The 18,248-nt window shown below is 35.5% G+C and carries 8 protein-coding genes; all 8 read right to left on the bottom strand.

The annotated features are described in order from the left end of the window. Nucleotides 1-29: 29 nt before the first annotated feature. The 8 genes from AC5ZCW_RS01705 to hepC all read right to left on the bottom strand — a co-directional run bounded on the left by AC5ZCW_RS01705 (nucleotide 30) and on the right by hepC (nucleotide 18,214). Nucleotides 30-1,181: a BT3233 family polysaccharide utilization protein gene (locus AC5ZCW_RS01705; protein ID WP_496117516.1), complete on the bottom strand. Its 1,152-nt coding sequence runs from the start codon at nucleotides 1,179-1,181 to the stop codon at nucleotides 30-32. 313 nt (nucleotides 1,182-1,494) lie between these two features. Continuing rightward, a complete protein-coding gene (locus AC5ZCW_RS01700; protein ID WP_496117514.1) occupies nucleotides 1,495-1,932 on the bottom strand; it encodes a hypothetical protein in 438 nt (145 codons plus the stop codon). Between the two features lie 2 nt (nucleotides 1,933-1,934). After that, nucleotides 1,935-5,972, bottom strand: coding sequence for a hybrid sensor histidine kinase/response regulator transcription factor (locus AC5ZCW_RS01695; protein WP_496117512.1), 4,038 nt, complete (start codon nucleotides 5,970-5,972; stop codon nucleotides 1,935-1,937). 75 nt (nucleotides 5,973-6,047) lie between these two features. Next, entirely contained in the window at nucleotides 6,048-8,732 is a 2,685-nt protein-coding gene (locus AC5ZCW_RS01690; RefSeq protein WP_496117510.1) for a DUF4962 domain-containing protein, read from the bottom strand. Between the two features lie 19 nt (nucleotides 8,733-8,751). Further along, nucleotides 8,752-10,131, bottom strand: a complete 1,380-nt coding sequence (locus AC5ZCW_RS01685; RefSeq protein WP_496117508.1) for a sulfatase family protein — start codon at nucleotides 10,129-10,131, stop codon at nucleotides 8,752-8,754. A 221-nt stretch (nucleotides 10,132-10,352) separates the two neighbouring features. Next, nucleotides 10,353-12,239: a RagB/SusD family nutrient uptake outer membrane protein gene (locus tag AC5ZCW_RS01680; RefSeq protein ID WP_496117506.1), complete on the bottom strand. Its 1,887-nt coding sequence runs from the start codon at nucleotides 12,237-12,239 to the stop codon at nucleotides 10,353-10,355. Between the two features lie 16 nt (nucleotides 12,240-12,255). Further along, nucleotides 12,256-15,408 carry a SusC/RagA family TonB-linked outer membrane protein gene (locus AC5ZCW_RS01675; protein WP_496117504.1) on the bottom strand — a complete coding sequence of 1,051 codons (3,153 nt, stop codon included), beginning with the start codon at nucleotides 15,406-15,408 and terminating at the stop codon, nucleotides 12,256-12,258. Between the two features lie 829 nt (nucleotides 15,409-16,237). Further along, the gene (hepC, locus tag AC5ZCW_RS01670; protein ID WP_496117502.1) at nucleotides 16,238-18,214 is read right to left on the bottom strand and encodes a heparin-sulfate lyase HepC; all 1,977 of its coding nucleotides are present in this window, start codon (nucleotides 18,212-18,214) and stop codon (nucleotides 16,238-16,240) included. Nucleotides 18,215-18,248: the final 34 nt, after the last annotated feature.

The following is an 18,248-nucleotide window of genomic DNA, read 5'->3' as shown; positions in this document are numbered from 1 at the left end:
TTTTGTTTTTTGGTTAATAGTATTCTTAATTATTTTTTTGTTAGTGATGCTTCTTTTACATTTACAATCAAAGGATTTTGAAGTTTCTGATTGAAACGATCTAAGTAATCCTGCCATTGTTTAGAATTGGTTATTTGCCCCGCTTTGTCCCAAGCAGCCCCAGAATAATAAACAATAGGTTCGTTATTTCTTACCGAAGTTAGGGCTAGCAGCTGTTCTTTATCTACCCACATTTTTTGGGCAGGAGTGCTCAATATTGCACCGACAGCTGTAGTTCCTTCTTTTTCAAAAGTGGGTTCCCAATAACTCATAATTCCCTGTTGTTCATTTAAGCCAATTATGCCTTGCTTATCACGTCTTATAATCCCAACCACAACAGGCAAAGGGTTTTTATCGTCGAAAGTATAGTTGTTTTCAATTTTATTAAGCTGTGAACCAGCATCTATAGAAATGGTTTTTGTAGCCTTCACTTTAATTCCGCCAGCATTCCAGCTGTCATAAATCAGTTGAAAAGTCGTGCGAAGCGGACCATTATCCAATATTTTCCATTGGTGATAATTTCCAGAATAGCGGATAGTATCTTTTACAAAAGGAGCCATGTTTCCTGCGCCCAAAGTATAGCCAACATGATAGTAATCAAGTCCGTCACCATGATCGATATGATAATCATTACGTTTATAACGTTCATTTAGAACCAGTTTAGAAGTATTTTTTACCCAAACATCAAAACCGTAAGCATCGCCTTCTGTTTTTTCCAGAGCTTTCCCGTAAGCGCGAAAAGCGATTTTATCATTTTCCCAAGCAAAATCATCCAACCTTTCAGGAACGTAGCGAGCATATGTTTTTGCTGCAAAAGTTTCCGGTTTTCCTTTTTGAATAGAAAGGTTTAACACTGATTTCGCTTTAATATTTACTTGCAGTAATAAATTTTGAACAGCAGCAGAACCTTTATGTTCCAATTGAAACGGAATTTGCTTTTTTGTGCTGGTATTAATTACAATAAAGTTTGCAGTATCGATTTGCGGATAGAAGGAAAGTATCTCTTTCCATTTTACAGAAACGACAGTTTCCGTTTGATCTACAGTCAAATTATTTTGAATAGTAATACTTGCCATTGTTTGCCCGAAAGAAGTAAAGGGTAAAGTAAAAGCGAGAAAAAAGAGGGTTTTAATGATTTTCATTGTAATTGTATTAATTAGTAAGCATTATAATAGTTGATGTTTTATGTTTTAAATTTTATTTAATAGTTGGTTCCGTTAAGGCATAGTTTCGGCTTCTCGCTCCAAAATGACAGCTTCATTTGGGCGGTTTTATAATTTTCAAAATTGAAATTTGTAAATGATTTTTAGTATTCTAAAGTACCTTGTCTTAGTTCATATCTAACTCAATAATGTTATGCGAGTGTGTATGTTTATCTACTTAGTTCAATGTGAATTGATAAGAATTTTTGATAAAAAAATTCAATTCTTACATCTCATCTTTCTATTAACCACGTTAATCTCCATTCTTGTGGTGTGGATTTTTATTGGTCTGTATTTTTCTCACTTCGATATATTGGTCTCCTCCAAAATATACTATTATTAATATCAATACGATTTTTAAATCTTTTTGCTGAAATACAAGCTTTTTATTTTCTAAAGTTAAAGCATCAAATAGATATAAACTTGTCAGATATAGTAATGTAATAGTCGAAAGTATTTTTAAAGCCTTTATTGTTTTAGCATGTTTTGATACTACTATAACAAAAAATAAAAATTGAATTGTTCCCCAAATTATATATTTGAAAGCTCCAGACTTATTGAATGATATGATGGAAGCAATAATAGAAATGATTATAGCGCATATACTAAACCAAAAAATCCATTTATTTCTAAAGAAAGCTTTTTCTTTATATATTGGTTCTATCTCTGTATCAAATTTATTTTTTTGCATTTTTATTCTTTTGTATTTTCTAATCGGGCTAAATATTCACTCGGCATACAACCGTAATGCTGTTTAAAAGCGGTTGAGAAATAAGATGGCGAATTAAAACCGCACATATAGGTTATTTGAGCAATTGTATATCGCTTGCTCTGCATTAATTCTACAGCTTTTTTAAAACGGATTCGTTTAATAAAATCCATTGCCGATTCGCCCGTGATTGCTTTTAATTTGATATAAAGATTCGAACGGCTCATTCCGATTTCACGGCTGAAATGATCTACAGTAAATTCAGAATCTGCCAAATGATCTTCGACAATTCTAATGGCTTCTTTTAAAAATTCTTCATCTAAAGTATTGAATGCGATATTCTCTGGAACCATTTCTTTTCCAACTGAATAGTATTCCTTTAATCGTTTACGAGAACGCAATAGATTAGTGATTTTTGCAGCCAATAGTGGCGTCGAAAATGGTTTTGTAATATAATCATCAGCTCCCATTTCAAGGCCTTTTATTTGTTGGCTGGTTTCATTTCGTGCCGTTAAGAGCATCAGCGGAATGTGCGACGTATTAATGTTCTGTTTTACACGTTTACAAAAATGCAAACCATCCAGTTCAGGCATCATTACATCGCTGATAATTAAATCAAAAGGATTAATTTCTAATAAATCTAATGCCATCTGACCATTGTACGCAACCGTTACATTGTAGGTTTTGCTAAAATAATCCTGCAGATAGTCTAGTATTTCTTTGTTGTCGTCTACAATTAGTAATTTCACTGGCTGATTGCTGTCTATTACTTCATTTTCTTCTTCTATTTCATTTTCATTATCCAATTCATTATCGGTAACAATAGACAAATCGTATAATGATTCTTCTATCTGCTGATCGTTTTTATAAACCTGATCCAAGATCGGAATGGCAACTGTAAAAGTACTTCCTTGCTCTTCGGCACTTTCGGCACTAATTTCGCCATGATGCAATTCGACCAAACGTTTTGTAAAAGCCAAACCAACACCAGAGCCCAAATTCATTTCGCGGTTGTTTACTTGATAAAAACGATCAAAGACTTTAGATAAATTCTCCGCACTAATTCCGACTCCCGTGTCAGCGACTTTTATTTGTACCGTATCGTTTTTCTTCAATAATTCAACATGAATACTTTGTCCTTCTTTGGTATATTTAAAAGCATTAGACAAGAGATTGAACAAAATTTTCTCCATCGCATCTTTATCAAAAAGAAATACAAGCTGTGTTTCGGCTGAATGAAAAGTATAATGAATGTTGTTTTTTTCTGAAAGCGGTTTAAACGACTCGAAAATTTCCTGTGTAAAACGAACAATGTCACTTTTACCCACTTTTAACGGACGCGTTCCCATTTCTGTTTTTCTAAACTCAAACAGCTGATCGACCAAATTGTAAAGCCGTTTGGCATTAATGAACATTAATTCATGTTTCTTTTTGGTGATTTTATCTGCAAAAGGCATTTTTAATAATTCTTCTAAAGGCGCTAGAATCAACGTTAAAGGGGTTCTGAGTTCATGTGATACATTAGTAAAGAAATCCATTTTGATTTGGTTGATATAACTCACTCTTTCCTTCTCAATTCTTTCCAGTTTTAACTGCTGCTCGGCTTGAATTCTTTCCTTAATGATCTTAAAACCGATATAAACTGCTGTACCAATAATAGCAAGCAACAACAAAGAAAACCATATCGTTTTGTACCAAGGCGGAAGTATTACAATTTGCAAACTTCTAACAGCGCTCATTTCGCCATTTGGACCAACAGCTTTTATCTGAAAATTATATTTTCCTGCAGATAAATTGCTGTAGCTTACCTTCAATTGGTCTGTTCTTTGCCAGTCTTTATCAACACCTTCCAGCTTATAGAAATAATATGTTCTGTTGGAAGAAATGTAATTGAACGTATTAAAAAAGATACTGAACTGTTTGTATTCTGGTCCAATTTCCAATTCTTTAACCTGATCAATATGCTGTTCCAAAATATCAGTTTCGTCGCCAACAGCAACGGTTTTATTGAGAACTTCTAAAGCTGTAAAACTCAATTTTAAAGGAAGCGGACCTTGTTTTACCATAGACGGGTAGAAGTATGAAATTCCTTTTATACCGCCAAAAAGCAGCATTCCGTCCTTAGCCTTGCAGAAAGCATAATCGTTAAATTGCTTGTTCTGTAAACCATCACTTTCGTCAAAAGTCTGTACAGAACCTTTGTCTGGATTAAACTTAATTAATCCCGTGTTGGTAGAAATCCATAAGTTATCATCGTCTGGGATTATACCGTAAATCGTTTCTTTGAAGAAATCTTTTCTTGCTTTAAAACTAATAAATGATTCCTGCGTTTCATCGTACAATCGCAAGCCCTCTCGCGTTCCAATCCAGATTCGGTGTTTTGGATCTTCTGTAATGCAGTTTACAATATCATCGCTTAATTTTCCGTGGCCAATAGTGCCAAATAATTGCGTTTCTGGATAAAAAAGCGTTACGCCGTTGGTGGTGCCAATCCAAATTCTTTTTTTGCTGTCTTCAAAAAGAAAAGTAATATCGTCAGAAGCGGGTCTTTTTCCTGCTTTATCCAAATGAATATGCGTAAATGTTTTGGTTTCGGGATGAAACTGATCCAATCCAGATCGTGTTCCGACCCAAATTCTGTCTTTAGAATCTTTCAGTAAACTATAAACTAAATCTCCAGCAATACTGTTCGGATTGTTTTCGTCGTGGCGAAAGCGCTGCACCAAACCAGTATTCGGATTCAAAACATTCAATCCGCCGTTATGTGTTCCCACTAAGACATTTCCGTTATTGTCAAATTCAATGGCTTTAATATTGTTCGAACTTAAACTGTTTGGACTGTTTTCGCTATTAGAATAATAACTGATGGTATTGGTGTTTTTGTTCCAGTAATTCAGCCCTTTATCGTTGCTTCCAATCCAGAAATTGCCTTTAACGTCTTGTTTGATAACGCCAATAACTTCATCGTTTAAAGATGGCTTTCCTGAGTTTTGACTTAAAAGATTAAACTTAATATCGTTTTTATGATAATAGTTCAAACCTCCATAATAGGTTCCCAACCAGATTCCGTTTTGTTTATCTCTAAAAATACAGCGTACCGAATTCTGGCTGATTGTATAAGGCTGTGAAATTTGGTGCGAATAATTGCTAAATGATTTGTTTTTAAGGTTATAAATACTCAAACCTTTAAACGTTCCAAACCATAAATTTCCTTCGGTATCTTTGTTAATGCATCTAATGTTATTATCGGCAATACTATTGTTTCCGGTATTATGAAGAAGCGAAATGAGAGTTCTATTCTCTGCATTGTATTCAATTACACCTTCGCCTTCTGTAGCGATCCATAATTTTTTTCCTTCAATAAAAACATCATTGATATAAGGTTTTTTTGAAGTTAGATTTATTTTTGAAAGCTGATGAGATTGTGAATTCAGTTGGAAAAGCCCCACATCTGTTCCCAATAAAATCTGTTTTTGCCAAATGCCGATGTATGCTATTTTTTTGATTTCATGCGAAGAAGCATTAAACTTTATCGGAACAAAATTCTTTTCATTTGGAGAAAGCACAAAAACATCTCCAGCAATAGAGGAAGCCCAAATTCTATGCTGATTGTCTTCTGTAATGGCCGAAATGTACCATTCGCCAATATTTCGCGGAAGCGGATAATTGATAAAACTATCCGTATTGTAATTGTAAACACTAATGCCTTGATTGCCGCCAACCCATAATTGTCCTTTATGATCGGTAAACAAACTTCGAATGTAATACGATTGCAGACTGGTTTTAACGTCTTTTATTGGGCGATAGACTTTAAAACCTTTACTATCATAACGATTTAATCCGTCTTGTGTTCCAATCCAGATAAAACCCAAAGTATCCTGCTGAATGGCAAAAACAGAACTTTGCGACAAGCCTTTATCGACCGAAATGGTTCGGAAATAGCGGTCTTGCACTTGGGCATAACTTTTAGCACTGAAAAGAGTTATGTAGAAAAACGTAAAAAAGACAATCGTTTTCTTCATAAAGGTTTGAATTATAATTTGTTATTTGTTTTTACTGAATGTTTAAATTTAAACAAAAAGAAAACACTTTTATTCTTAATTTTTGTCATATTTAGCCACATCTGGCAATTCATCTATAGCTTCTTGTCGGACTACTTTAGCATGATCAATTTCAAGCAATAAAGAACTTCCATCGATGTTTGGCATGTATTTTTTTCCTTCAAATTGAATTGGCAGATTTCCGTAACTAAACATTGATTTGACTGCGTTTCCTGAAACTTGCAATGCCGCAGGTTTTTCTCCGTTTAATTGCGCTTTTATATTCCAGTCTCCAACTTGTAAAGCTGTAAATCCATCTTTGTTGGATAGTGTTTTAATGGCTTCTGTTATGCCATCTCTAATTTGGATGATGGTTAAGAATCTAAATTTTTGTTTTGGCTGAGAAGTGATTCCCGCGTGCCATTGATCTTTAAAATCTTTAATTTGTCCTTCATCATTGGTCACTTTATTCCAGTTTACAGCAGCTTCGAAAAACTGATTGTGTACCGCCATTTTTAACGGACTTTCAGCATAAACATTGGCCGTAACATTTCCTAAATCGGTTTTAACTGCAAATTGCTGCTGATTTGAGTTTTCGGAATTCTGACCTTCAATTGTGTAATAAGGACAATGAAACTGAGTTGTCCATTTTACTGGAGTTTTAGCTTCCAATTCATCATATAAAACAATATATCCGCCTTCTAATTGCAGCATATGTCTTCTGTACAATGTTACGCCAGATTCTCCGTAACCATTTTCTTTGCTCGGAACTACTTTGATTTGTTCAAATCTATTCAGCCAAAATTCACTTTTAATTTCGCCATACGCATTGCTGGCATCTCCTAAAGCATACTGAATGCGCTTTCCTGAGATCGCTCTCGGAATCCATCCGTAACCTTCTTCACCAATTTTCTGATTTAAACTGTCTGCTAAAATGGTATTATAAGCTTTTGTTGATCTATAATCTAAAAGATTGTGTTTATCGCTGAAATTGCTGTAATAACCCGTTCCTCCAAAAATTACTTTTCCTTTATAATTGATAGTAAAAGCATTTTGCAAAGCGTGTCCATGTCCAGAAGAACCAAACGGACTGCTCAATAAATAACTGCTTAGCGTTTTATCGGCATTAGCTAAATCTTCGTGCATCGCGACAACACCGACATCTCCAAATTTGCGTGTTTTTGGTAAAACAGAAGGCGAGGAAGCAGGCAAATTTCGATTTGGTTTATAATTTAAAAGTCGGAAAAGAAGATAATCGTCTGTACCATGATAATACGATGGATATTCTCTTTTTATTCCATCAACATACCAATTTAAATACGGATTGGCAATTTTATAAGTAAGCGCATCTGCAAACCAAGCTTCACCTTTTGTAATGTAGGGAATATTCTCCCACATATCGCCAATCGCAGTGCTTGCCGATTTATTAGGATGTGTATAAAGCATATAGTAAGGCAGATTCTGCATCCAAGGCAGTTTGAAATAATCGACTCCGCTAAAATCGCCAAACATTTGAGAGAGATAAATAATCGACTTAAAGTTAACTCTAAAATAGCCGTTTCCTTCATGCCAGCCGCCATCTGTTGTGCCTAAAACCGGGAAACGCGCCGACCAGACTTCATATAAATACGTAAGCCATTCTTTTGCTTCAGGCACATCATTTATAACCGCAACTGTTGCAATAGCAAGGTTTCGCATGGTAATCTGCCAAACGTGATTGTCGCTAACGTGCAATTCAAAACGATTAGGTAAATGATCGTAAACTCTTTTGGCTCTCAGTTTAATAATGTTTTTAAAAAGTTCTTTTTCTTGCGGAGATAAGAATTCATAACCTGCATCATAAAACCATCCTAAAGCTTCGAGTACGGCACCGCCTGTAAAGTCATCGCCTGTTGCTAGTCCGTCAGGATTCATGTTGGCAATGTTTATCGCTCTGCGTTTCGCATCTAAGATAAAACGCTCATCTTTAGTAAGCTGATAGGCAATGCATAAATTGCGAACAGGAGTTCCGACAGCATCTCCAAAGCCATGATACATTCGTTCGATAATGATCTTTTTTTCTAAAGGATTTTTGCCCGTTGTATCAATGACGCGTTGTGGTTTCTCAGTTGGAAGAGGCGCCAGCATTAATTTTTCCGCGAAAGCGATAAACTTTTTTGCCTCGGGATTATTCAAGTTATTGCGATAAAAGTCGTCGCCAATAGTACGCATATCCCACAAAACCGGATGTGCTCCTTCATTTCGTTTTAAAACTTCGGTTACTGGCGGAGAAACTTTTTCGTTTGCATATTTGGCATCAATTACAAAATCGTAAGTTGGAGACCATGTCCATTGATTGCTGTTTTTTAAGGCATAAGCGTATTTCCAATACCATTTTCCAGTTTTTAACGCTTGATGCAGAGGATAAACGGCCCAACGCTGTTCTGCGCTGGCAATTACATTTTTGGTAAAGTTTTTATCGCTGGCAAGCATCACTTTATATCGTACGTTGCCAATATTTGGATCTTCTTTAACTTCACTGCCGCTTTCCATTGGTTTCACCATTTCTTTGCCGTTAGTTCCAGGCCAGAGAAGAGCGGGAGCGTTTGTTGGAACCGTTACACCGTCTACAGGATACGGCCATTCGCGTACTCTGGAGTGCAGTTTTTCGGTGGTTAACTTTATGACAGCCTGCTGTTTCTGACTGAAAACAGAGAAGGCTGCCAAAAGTAACGCAACTGTATATGTTTTTTTATTGATCATTTGTTTGGTGTTGAATGATTTATAATCCAGATTGAAACGAATCGCCGTTCTTTTTGCACCATTCTTTTAAATACCGGCGCATGTTGAGCAATTCTTTTTTATACGTTTTGTTTACGGCTAGATTTGTAATTTCTCCTGGATCTGTGGTTAGATTAAAAAGCTGTTCTTTTAAATCACCTTTGTTGTAAACAATGTATTTGTAATTTTGAGTAATTACGGCACGTCCGCTAATTCCTAAAAGTTCTTCGTTATCGGCAAAATCGGTTTCTATAACCAAAGTATCGCGAAGTTTTAGAGCTGGATTTGCTATTTTTTTACTTAAATCAATTCCTTTTAAATCAGAAGGTTTTGAAACTCCTGTAAAACCGCAAATGGTTGGAATAATGTCTGTTCCATTGCAAACCAACATTTCGTCTGTACTTGGTTTCCATTCTCCAATTTTTGAAATAATAAACGGAATTTTAGCCGACTCTTCATATAAAATCTGTTTCTGATTCCAGCTGTGTCCTGCGTAACCGTCGCCATGATCGGCAGTAAAGACAATGATTGTATTTTTTTCGATTCCGTATTTTTTGAGTGAAGCCAAAACCATTTCGATATAACTATCTACTTTTTCAATCAGTCTATTGTACGCCCAACGATATTGACGCCATTGATCTGGTGTCCAGTTTACTGATGGATAAGTTCTAAAACTTACTTTTTGCTGTTCGCGTACTATTTTGGGTTCGTATTCTGGAATTTTCCAATTGGCGGGAAGTGGCGGACATTGATCTGGAGATGGAGCATTTTCTAGAACATCCATTTTAAGATCTTCTCCGCGTGCCCATTCGCAAATGTCATGCGGATTTAAAAAAGAGGCTACAAGTAAAAAAGGCGTATTTTTATTTTCTTTAATAAATCGTGCACAGAAAGAAGGTGTCGCTGCATCGTTATAATCCTGAAAATTGGTGTTTTCTATATATTCAAAACCATGCTGACTTTTTTTGGAAGTAGGAACGGGAAGATGCCATTTTCCAACATAACCTGTTTTATATCCTCCGTTTTGGAAAATTTTTCCCATCATTAATAAATCATCGGGCCATTGTCCGTCTTTTTCTGGAGCATTGCCAATAAAGCCGGTCTCATAAGGCATTTTACCGCTCATAATGGCAGAACGTGATGGCGAACACAAGGGCTGTGCGCAATAGGCTTTAGTAAAACGAACTCCATTTTGAGCCAGTTTATCCATCGCAGGCGTATGCAGGTTTGAGCTTCCTGCGTTGCTCATCGCATCAGCAGTTTGCTGATCGGTCATAATGATTAAAATGTTCGGACGATCAGCATTTTGTGCATGATTTAGTAATGGAATATTTAAAATTCCTAAGAGGCACAGAACGAATATGTTTTTTTGAAATTTCATCTCTATTTTACTAGTGGATTCTTTTATTTTAATGCTTTAAATCTAAAAACGAAAATACCAATCCTTGTTTATTTATAGTTTTGAATTTGTTCAAAATGCTATTAGATTTAGCTAAAAACAACGCTTTTTCGTCTAAAATCAGCTTTCTTTAATAACAGTTAATGCAGAACCGAAGTTCTGCACTAACATTAAACATGAATGGTTTCTAAAATAGTAAGCACTTAGTATTTGGGATTTTGACGTGTGATACTTTTATTTACATCAGTCTCATTTTGTGGAAAAGGATATAATTCGTGTTTTCCAGTAACAAAATTGGTGATGGAAGGGTAGAAGTACGTAGCACGTATTTGTTTTACTGCTGCACTTGTTTCTGCCAGTTTATCTGCTAGAATTCCCCATCTGATTAAGTCGGCTCTGCGCATTCCTTCAAAAGAAAGCTCCCACGCTCTTTCTTGCTGTAAAGCTTTAAAGAATGCCACTTTATCAAGTCCGCTTGGCAAGTTTATTTCGGCAGTTGTTGGTTTAGGCAATAATCTCGCTGTTGCTGTTGCTCCAGAACCTTTTCCGTCTGTGCTAGTTATAGTTACCGTTGGCACAGAAGTATAACCGTCTCCAGAACGAAGCATTCCGATAGTGTTTACACCTCCGCTGGCAAGGTTAACGACTGCTGCTGCAGCATCTGTACCGCCGCCTCCAGTAATTTGAATAACCACATTTGCAGCATTGGTATAGCCAGTTCCTTTTGTTTTTAAGTCAATTGCAATTCGGCTTCCTTGAATGTCAGCGCCAAAAGCTCTTTTTCGAACTTGGTTTATAGCTTCGTAAGCAAGTGCATTTGGACCTTCGTTTAATTCATTTTCCACTTCTGCACGCATTAATAGCAAGTCAGAATAACGCATAATTACCCAATTAATGTGCGTGTAAACTCTTTCTGCGGTTGCATTAGTCATAAATTCTCTGTTCCATTTTGAAACGGTCCATCTTTCGTCCTGATTGGTAGTCAAAAGCGGAATTTTATTCCCCAAATTATTAATTTGATAAGTGGCAATTGAGAAATCTCTTCTTTGATCTGCGGCGTTATAACTGTTGTAAAAAGGTTTCGGAACTAAACATCTAGCAATATTTGACGGATATACGCCGCTTGCAGTTGTAGGACCATTAAAATTGCCAACCCATGAAGCATTTCCAATATTTCCTGATGGATTATAGAAGGCAACTTGAAAAATATTTTCGGTTGGTTCTAAAACATGCTGACATTGGTTTTTAAATACTTTAGCATAAGATGGGTTCAATTTGTATGGATTTTGTGCCATTACATCATTGATTTCTGTTTGTGCAATTTTATAATAGTCTTTATAGTTTGCGGGACGTTTTATAACGCCGTCTGCACCTAAAGAATATCCTCCAGCAAATAAAGCCACTCTGGCAAGCATAGATTTTGCGCCCCATTTATTGATGCGTTCGTCTGTTGGCATCTGGTCTGGCAGAAGCAAAGCAGCTTCTTGCATGTCTTTTATAATCTGATTGTATATTTCCTGACGATCTACTAAAGCACCGCTAAGTTTATCTCCCGATTGTGAACTTTTTGTTTTAAATGGCACATCTCCCCATAAACGCACCAATTCTGAATAGTAAAATCCGCGAAGGAATTTAGCTTCGCCAAGAAAACGGTTTAATTGCTGTTTTTGAGTTTCTGTTCCGTTAGTATACAATTCCATTTGCGGAATCCTTTCGATCACCACATTTGCTCTGTCAATTCCTTCGTACAATTTACTCCAAGCCAGATAAAAAGTATTGGTTTGCGAAATACCTTGATAATGTGCAATTGTTCGCCAGTCATCGGCACCAATTCCCGACATTTGTTCAATATCGGTATCAGCGTCAAAAATTAGTGAAATGTTCCATCCGTAACTGTCCATTGACGACATTGATTCGTAAACTCCTAGCGTTGCCATGTTGGCTTCGTTTACATCAGAAAAAAAGTTGGCTGTGGTAAAGTAAGAGTATGGAGTAACGTCTAAATCTTTGTCACAGGAATTAAGAGGCAATAGGAGACAGGCTACACCTGCTATAACCATTGCTTTGCGTGAAAATATATTGTGTTTCATCTTTTTAAACTTTAAATTATAATGAAATATTTAATCCTGTAACAAAGGATTTACTTCTAGGATAAGCACTAAAATCTACTCCTCTGGTAATGGCATTGTTAAGAACATTTACCTCAGGATCATAACCAGAATATTTAGTAAATACATATAAGTTATACGCCGTAAAATAGATTCTTAGGTTTGAGATTTTAGATTTCTTAAGCCAGTCTTTTGGCAATGTATAACCTAAGCTGATGTTGTTAATTCTTAAGAAAGAACCATCTTCGATAATATCGCTATACAAACGTCCAGTAGTATTACCATTAAAAGCTGGATACTTTTTGCCCACGTTTAAGGCTGTCAATTCATCTGGATCGGTAACGCGTTGTCCAGCATTATTAATCGTAGTCCATCGATCAGCGTAGATTGCAAAAGTGTTTAAGTTGTCTAGGTTAAGCCTTGAATTGTTTAAAACGTTGGCATTGTAAATATCATTGCCCACTGTAAAATCAAGGAAAACACTCAAATCAATTCCTTTGTAGCTGAAAGTATTGTTTAGACCACCAGTATATTTCGGATTTGCATTTCCAATAATCGTTCTATCCAAATCGTTTATTACGCCATCAGGTTTTCCGTCAGGACCGCTTATGTCTTTAAATTTGATAAATCCAGGCTGTACAACAATATTATCGCTTGGAACGCCCGATTTTAAAGTATAAACTTTTGTGGTTGCATTGTAATCAAAATCGCTAACTTGATACAAACCATCATTTACATAACCGTACATGGTTCCAACTGGCTGACCAACTTTCAGAATATAATCGTTTTTATCTGTATAACTGTTTGTTATTAATGAAGTTTCGCCTTCGCTTAAAGCTAACACTTTTGTTTTATTGAAAGCAATATTAAAAGTAGTGTTCCAGATAAAATTATCGTTTTTAACATTTATTGTATTCAGTGTAAATTCTAAACCGCGATTAGAAGTTGCTCCAATATTTTGAAACTGCTTTTTGAAACCAGAACTAGCCGGTACACGAGTGTTGTAAAGCAGATCTTTTGATTTATTCTCATACAATTCAGTCGTTAACGAGATTCTTTGTTTAAAAAATCCTAAATCAAGACCAATATTAGTCGATTTTGTAGCTTCCCATTTTAAGAACGGATTAGGAAGGTTGTTTTGAAAAGCGGTAATATTAGTCTGGTTGTTTAACGGATAAGAACCAGAATTAAAAATTCCTAAAGCAGCATAATTAGCAATTCTATTGTTTCCTGCTTCACCATAGCTTAAACGAAGTTTAAGATCTGAAAACACTGGAAGTTTCTCCATGAAATTCTCTTCAACAACTCTCCAAGCAACTGATGCAGAAGGGAAGTAGCCCCATTGGTTTTCGGTTCCAAATTTTGAAGATCCATCTGCTCTTAAACTAGCCGCGAATAAATACTTGTTTTTGAAGGCATAATTGGCTTTTCCGAAGAATGAAAGCAATTTGTCATCTTCTGCAAAAGTTGTCGGAATTCCGGCAATGGTTCCAAGCTGTAATTTATCCCAGCTTAAGTTTACATTAGGAAAAGCAGATGCAGTTGCAGTAACGCCTTCTGTATAATTGTAAATGTATTCTTGTCCAAGAGTAGCGTCAAATTTATGGTTTTTGTTGAAAGTATTGCTGTACGTTAAAACGTTGTTATAGTTTAAACGAGTTCCAATATTATGCGTTACACCTCCATTTGCACCACCAGCTCTAATAGCCTGAATACCTCTCGAGTCGTTAAAAAACTTGCTTTTATTACTGTTGTCTGTATAACTTACCAATCCGCGGTAAATTAAGTTTGGTGTAATATTATATTGCAGTTGTAAGCTCATGTTAATCGATCTGTTGATGGCTTCTCTTTTCTGGCTGTCAATTGTAATAAGCGGACTTTGGAATGTTGGTGAATCTTGATTGTCTAACGGATCAACTACTAAAGTTTTTAGATCTTCGTCAGATCCATTTTTCCCGATAGTTGGTCTGTATTGCAATAAATTCTGCAGCATGCTCAATCTCGCATTTCCGCCATCAGAAGTAGAAAGTCCAGTAATTTTTTGATTCGAATAGTTTACAATTGCATTTACAGAGAATTTTTTGCTGATGTTATTGATTACGTTCAATTTCACGATGTTCTTTACAGAACCCGTTCCAAGCATAATTCCTTCATCATCATTTACAGAATAAAAAGCATTGTATTTAGTGTCATTTTCACCTCCGCTAATGCTAATTTTATGGTACTGATTTACAACAGCATTTCCAAAAACTTCATCTTGCCAGTTAATTCCTTTTCTGTTTTTGTATAAACCTTCTAATTCATCATACGTTCCATAAGCGCCTACAAACTTTTGCATTCTGGCATCATCTGTAGCAGATTCGTATATTAACTTGGTATAATCATACGGATTCATTACTTTAAGTTCTTTGGCAATCGTTTTTATACCGCCATAAGTATCGTAGCTTATCGTAAGTTTTCCGCCTTTAGCTTTTTTGGTTGTTACCAATACAACTCCGTTTGCACCTTGTGCACCATAAATAGAAGTCGACGCGGCATCTTTTAAAACATCGATAGATTCGATGTCCATTGGATCTAAAAATCCTAATCCGCCCGTTTGTGCTACTCCGTCAACAACATACAAAGGTTCGTTGCTTTGAGTAATAGAAGTTCCACCTCTAATTTTTAACGAAGGTTCAGATCCTGGAGTTCCGTCAGACATAGTTACCTGCATACCAGCAATTCGACCTTGCAATGCCTGTGCTACGTTCTGTACAGGAACTTTGGCCAATTCCTGACCTTTTACAGAAGAAATAGCTCCAGTAAGATCTTTTCTGGTTTTAGTTCCGTAACCAACAACAACTACCTCGTCAAGATTGTTGGTGTCATCAATCAGTTTGGTATTGATTTGCGTTCTGTTTTTAACTTGTTCTTCTTTCGTCTTGGTACCAATAAAAGAAAACACAAGCGTGGCATTTGGTTTTACCTTAATTTGATACTCCCCGTCCATTGATGTTAGGGTAGCATTCTTAGTTCCTTTTTCTGTAACAGTTGCTCCTGGCATTGGCAGATTTTGAGCATCGGTTACTTTACCTGTTACGGTTACTTTGTCCTGCCCATACATCATCTTACATGTGGTTAGCAGTAAGCATAAAAATATAATCCTTTTCATAATTTTTTCTTTTAAAGAGGAATAAGTACTGAGTATAATTCCTGTTGATGTTATTTCAGTTGGTTTTAGGTTTTGTTAAAAAATCACCACAATATTTTTTAGATAGCTGTTGTGGAGAAAATCATAACAATTAAATAACTTGAAAAAAGGGCAACGGAATTTTAGGTTTAGGAAAGAGATTTAAATTTTGTAAAGGCCTGGTCATTTTTTTTGGATTAGTCATGTTTTTTTGATTTTTAATTGAAACAAATATAGAAATCGGGTTTTCATGACAGTTTTGAATGCGTCCAAAATACTATTGAATTTGATTAATACAATGTTTAAAGTCCTTTAAAATCAGGGTTTAATTTGAATTTAGTGTTTTTTTGCTGAATTAATTTTTGATGCAAAGCTAGCAATTACGAGTAATCTCTAAATCGTTTGCGTAAAAATTATAAGTTAAGTGAAATGAAGTAAAATGTTACGTAAAATTATCTTTACAAATTCAAATTCGAGTTGAAGATTTGTTTGAACAAAAGAGTTTCAGATTAACCTTATTAATTGAAAAAAATAAAATAACAAAGAATAGAAAAAATGTTTCTTTATGCAGATTTTAGGATTATATAAAACGGAAATATTTCATCTTATTGCGAGTTTTTTCAAAAGAACAATTATAATTTCTATAAATATTTCATTCTGCTGGAAACATAACCCGTGGTTTCAACCACGGGAGATACGGATTGTTTTTTGATGGTGTTCCAGTGGTTGAAACCACGGGCTATATTTTAATAATTAAAAAAAAACGTCTAAAATTAATTTAGACGTTTTTTTAGAAGTGTAATTTTAATGTTTAGTTTAGTCGAGTTTTAATCTCACTTTTCTTGCCATCAATTAGAATGTTTAAACTAATGATTCCTTTTTCAAAATCATTGTCTTTGTTGGGCTGAATTTTGATATCTGGAGCTTTGTCTGCAAAAGGATAAAGGATGCTGATAAATTGTTCTGTTTTTGCATCATTTTTTGTTTTTTCAAAAACAAATGCTGGTCTGGAAATTTCTTTTGCATAAGCATAGGAAACTTTTCCTGTTTCTTCATTTAATGCAATTTTATCTGTATTTAAAGATTGAATTAAAAGGTTATTTCCGTCTTCATAGGCCGTATATACCTTGTTATTTATTTTATCAAAAACAGGTTTGCTATCTTCTTTTAACTGAAAATGAACGGCCAATTTACCAGTTGCTTTTCCGATTGCTTTATCGATTATTAGGAAGTATTTATTATCAATAAACAAAATACTGCGCTGATGATTCAAGTCGCTATAACTTGGATTGGTATACGTTAAAATATCTAGGTTTTTGGCCGTTTGCCACTTGTTTTGTTCTGCTTTGGTAATCACCATATTCTGATCGTCTAGTGTCAAAGTGTTATGGACTTTGGTCTGACGAAACCAATTTCTTTTTTTAGTAACTTCTTCATCACCACTGTAAATGTAGCAGCCTGTGTCTGGTGTAAAATTTCGTCCTTTTATCCAAAGTTCAAAAGTTCCGTTATCTGGCTGCGCATGAAATTCTGCTGGAGGTCCTGCTTTAACGATCATTACCGTAGATTGGTCGTTCCACCCGTTTCTAAAAGTATAGAATCCGCCGTTTGGTAAGGCATTTGAAAGATAATCTGGTTGTTTTCCCTCAGCAGCGTCAGTTGCAAAATATTTGAGTTGCGCATTTTCGGGAAACACTTTAGACCAAATCTTAAATTGTTTTAATCGGTTTTCTTTTTCAACCAGCCAAGAATCGCCAAACATCGGATTGTTGTAATTAGGAAACATCATGCTTGCTGAAGCTAAAATCATTTTTTCGATGGTTTTCGAATAAGTATCTGGAAATTCTTTTTCTACGCCAGCCATTTTAGCCGAATTGTAAGCTTTTAGAAAAATATCGATGCACGCAACATGATAAATAGGAGAGAGTTCCCATTGTACGCCGTCTGGAAGTACTTGCAGTTTTATTTCGCGGTTTAGGATTTCGATACCGCTTTTGCGCCATGCTTCAGCTTGCTTTAGTTCAGGAAAAAATGCTCCCGCTCCTAAAATACGCTGTGCTTCAAACAATAAATGATTGCCTTCTTTGCTATAATGTTTCGGAATGTATGCGGCTTGTTTGTTATAAGAATTTAAAAATTCCATTAAAAAAGCAGGAGTAAAGTTCGGAGAATTTACAAATAGATTGAATGTAGGAGGGAGACTTTGCACACGATCTGACACCTCCAATGGACGCCATGCAAAAGAATCATTTTCTTTAGAACTTCCTAAATAATTCTTTTTCTCCCAATCGCGAAATTGTGAAATCCATTCTTTGGCATATTTTTCATCTCCAGAACTGCGATACGCCATTCCCATTGGCAGCCACCATGTAACGCGGTGCAATTGCCAGCGGACTTCATTGTCTTTTACGGGCCAATATTCCCAGTTAATATCTTTTCCGTAATCATAAAATCCATACCCTTTTTGAGGCTGAAATTTATGTTCCAGAGCATTGTCTGCTTTTTCCTGATTTGCCTTACCAATTTCTTTTCCTCGAAATCTATTTTCGTCTCCCGAATTAAAATCAGGATGTTTAACGGTTTTTCTGTTTCGATAATACGTTAGCAGTTCTTGCGCTGCTTCATCGTATTTGGCTGCGTTAAATAGACTGTTTACCTTTTCTAAGCCTTTGTAGTTTAGATTGATAATGTCAAAGCTTTCTTTTTTTATTGGTTTTTCTTGCGCATTGCCCAAGAACCACGACAGGAAGAGAAAGCACAAGATGGTTGTTTTCTTTAAATTATTCATTTAGGTTTTTAATTAAGTGAGTTAGATAATTTGT

The organism is Flavobacterium sp. PLA-DH12 (assembly GCF_059511845.1).
The sequence above is the reverse complement of the archived record's forward strand: the minus strand, read 5'-3'. Positions and strand labels throughout refer to the sequence as shown.

Bases quoted from the DNA above. Each gene is read 5' to 3' on its own strand.
- AC5ZCW_RS01705 (WP_496117516.1), bottom strand. From the start codon at position 1,181: ATGAAAATCATTAAAACCCTCTTTTTTCTCGCTTTTACTTTACCCTTT.
- AC5ZCW_RS01700 (WP_496117514.1), bottom strand. From the start codon at position 1,932: ATGCAAAAAAATAAATTTGATACAGAGATAGAACCAATATATAAAGAA.
- AC5ZCW_RS01695 (WP_496117512.1), bottom strand. From the start codon at position 5,972: ATGAAGAAAACGATTGTCTTTTTTACGTTTTTCTACATAACTCTTTTC.
- AC5ZCW_RS01690 (WP_496117510.1), bottom strand. From the start codon at position 8,732: ATGATCAATAAAAAAACATATACAGTTGCGTTACTTTTGGCAGCCTTC.
- AC5ZCW_RS01685 (WP_496117508.1), bottom strand. From the start codon at position 10,131: ATGAAATTTCAAAAAAACATATTCGTTCTGTGCCTCTTAGGAATTTTA.
- AC5ZCW_RS01680 (WP_496117506.1), bottom strand. From the start codon at position 12,239: ATGAAACACAATATATTTTCACGCAAAGCAATGGTTATAGCAGGTGTA.
- AC5ZCW_RS01675 (WP_496117504.1), bottom strand. From the start codon at position 15,408: ATGAAAAGGATTATATTTTTATGCTTACTGCTAACCACATGTAAGATG.
- hepC (WP_496117502.1), bottom strand. From the start codon at position 18,214: ATGAATAATTTAAAGAAAACAACCATCTTGTGCTTTCTCTTCCTGTCG.